This is a genomic window from Roseomonas sp. 18066 (assembly GCF_902706185.1).
Lineage (GTDB): Bacteria > Pseudomonadota > Alphaproteobacteria > Acetobacterales > Acetobacteraceae > Pseudoroseomonas.
Genome location: NZ_CACSJM010000282.1, coordinates 1 through 2,793 on the forward strand (window position 1 = coordinate 1; position 2,793 = coordinate 2,793).

Genomic DNA, 2,793 nt, shown 5'->3' on the forward strand with positions numbered 1-2,793 from the left:
GGCCGGGCCGCATGAGCGCCGCCGCCCCCGCCGACCTCGCCACCCTGCCGCGCTACGCCGCCGGCCCGCTGCGCGACGCCGCCGCCGCCCTTTTCGCCGCCCATGGCGTGCCCGCCGACAAGGCCGCCGTCATGGCCGAGGTCCTGGTCGAATCCGACCTGATGGGCCACATCACCCACGGCCTCGGCCTGCTGCCGAAATACCTCGACGACCTGGCCGCCGGCCGCATGGCCACCGACGGCGAGCCGGAGGTGATCAACGACCGCGGCGCCTGCCTGACCTGGAACGGCCGCGGCCTGCCCGGCGGCTGGCTGACCATGAAGGCGCTGGACATCGGCATCGCGCGCGCCCGGATCCACGGCACCGCCAGCATCGCCATCGGCAACAGCCACCATATCGGCTGCCTGGCGGTCTACCCGGCCCGCGCCGCCGCCCAGGGCATGATGGCCATCCTGCACAGCAGCGCCCCCGGCACCGCCAGCGTCGCCCCCTTCGGCGCGCGCCAGGGCGTGCTTGCCCCGGACCCGGTCTCGGCCGGCTTCCCGACCGGCGGCGTGCCGGTGGTGACCGATGTCAGCGCCTCGATCACCACCAACAACATGAGCCTGCGGCTGATCGCCCAGGGCGGCCGGTTTCCCCAGAAGTGGCTGCTCGACGCCGAGGGCAACCCCACCGACGACCCCGCCGCCATCACCCAGGGCGGCACCATCCTGCCCGCCGGCGGCATCGACCACGGCCAGAAAGGCTATGGCTGGGCGCTGATGACCGAGGCCCTGACCCAGGGCCTGGCCGGCTACGGCCGCGTCGAGAAGCCGGCCGGCATGATCGCCGGCGTCTTCCTGCAGGTGATCGACCCGGAAGCCTTCGCCGGCCTCGACGCCTTCACCCGCCAGACCGGGCACACCGCCGCCGCCTGCCGCGCGGCCGCGCCCCGGCCAGGGCTGCCGCCCGTGCGGCTGCCGGGGGAGAAGGGGCTGAAGCATCGCGACCAGGCGCTGAACGAGGGCGTGCCCCTCGCGGCGGGGATCATGGACGCGCTGAAGCCGATCGCGGCCAAGGTGGGCGTCACCCTGCCAGAGGCAATTTAAGCAAGCAGCGGGGGGAGTATCCCCCCACGCCCCCTTCTATTTTTGTCAGAAAGAGCGCCCGCCCCACGCAGGGTGCTACACAGCAGAACAAGAACGTCCCAGGAAATCAGACAAAAAAATGTCGATCATCGATCTCTCGGCCAAACGGCTGAACGGCCCCGTCATCCGCCTGCACCCGAATGACAACGTCGTCGTCGCCCGGATCCCCGTCGAGGCCGGCACCTCCATCCCCGGCGAGAACATGCTGGCGCGCGAAGCGGTCAAGCCCGGCTACAAGCTGGCCACCCGCTACCTGCGCAAGGGCGAGCCGATCCTGAAATACAACGTCACCATCGGCTTCGCCGCGGAAGACACCCCCGCCGGCACCATGCTGCACGGCCACAACATCACCTTCACCGAATTCGACCGCGACTACGCCATCGGCGCCGATTACGAGCCGCTGGCCATGGTCCCCGAAGCCGAGCGCGCCACCTTCCAGGGCATCGTCCGCGAGGACGGAAGGGTGGCGACCCGCAACTACATCGGCATCGTCTCGACGGTGAACTGCTCGGCGACCGTGGTGCAGTCGATCTCCGACCACTTCACCGCCGAGCGCATGGCGGAATTCCCCAATGTCGACGGCGTCGCCGCCTTCACCCACCAGACCGGCTGCGGCATGGAGCTGTCGGGCGAGCCGATGCAGCTGCTGCGCCGGACGCTGGCCGGCTATATCCGCCACCCGAATATCTACGGCGTCATCGTCATCGGCCTGGGCTGCGAGCGCAACCAGATCGACGGGCTGGTGAAGGAGCAGGGGCTGCAGGCCGGGCCGAAGCTGCGCCATTTCGCCATGCAGGATATCGGCGGCACCCGGAAGAGCATCGATGCCGGCATCGCCATGGTGCGCGAGATGCTGGCCGAGGCCAACAAGGTCTCCCGCGAGCCGGTCTCCGCCAGCCATATCAGCGTCGGCCTGCAATGCGGCGGCTCGGACGGCTTCTCGTCCATCACCGCCAACCCGGCGCTGGGCCATGCGATGGACATCCTGACCCGGCATGGCGGCACCGCCATCCTGTCCGAGACACCCGAGATCTACGGCGTCGAGCATACCCTGACCCGCCGCGCCGCCAGCACCGAGGTCGCCGAGAAGCTGATCGAGCGCATCCGCTGGTGGAAGGACGACTACGCGCTCGGCCGCGACACGCAGATCAACGGCGTGGTCAGCCCGGGCAACCAGGCCGGCGGCCTGGCCAATATCTTCGAGAAGTCGCTGGGCTCGTCGATGAAGGGCGGCACCGGCCCGCTCATGGAGGTCTATCGCTACGCCGAGCCGGTGACGACGAAGGGCTTCGTCTTCATGGACAGCCCGGGCTTCGACCCGGTCTCGGCGACGGGGCAGATCGCGGGGGGTGCCAATGTGGTGTGCTTCACCACGGGGCGCGGCTCGATGTTCGGCTGCAAGCCGGTGCCGTCGGTGAAGCTGGCCACCAACACGCCGATGTATCGCCGGCTGGAGGAGGACATGGACATCAACTGCGGCGAGATCCTGGACGGCACTGCGTCCTTGCAGGAGATGGGCCAGAAGATTTTCGAGCACATCCTGCGCGTGGCCTCTGGCGAGGCCACCAAGAGCGAGGAGCTCGGCCTGGGCCGCCACGAGTTCGCGCCTTGGATCATTGGTATTACTGGCTGACTGAAGGCGGGGTCCGGGGGGATACTATCCCCC

At 69.3% G+C, this 2,793-nt stretch carries 2 protein-coding genes; both read left to right on the forward strand.

Features of this window, described 5'->3' with window-relative positions; all coding sequences use genetic code 11:
• On the forward strand, positions 1 to 1,088 hold a 1,088-nt coding region (locus GVN67_RS28595; protein ID WP_235035604.1), incomplete at its 5' end, for an Ldh family oxidoreductase.
• A 118-nt stretch (positions 1,089 to 1,206) separates the two neighbouring features.
• Entirely contained in the window at positions 1,207 to 2,760 is a 1,554-nt protein-coding gene (locus tag GVN67_RS28600) for a UxaA family hydrolase (protein WP_200845439.1), read from the forward strand.
• Positions 2,761 to 2,793 lie beyond the last annotated feature (33 nt).

Coding starts and splice junctions, on each gene's coding strand:
- GVN67_RS28600 (WP_200845439.1), top strand. CDS start 1,207: ATGTCGATCATCGATCTCTCGGCCAAACGGCTGAACGGCCCCGTCATC.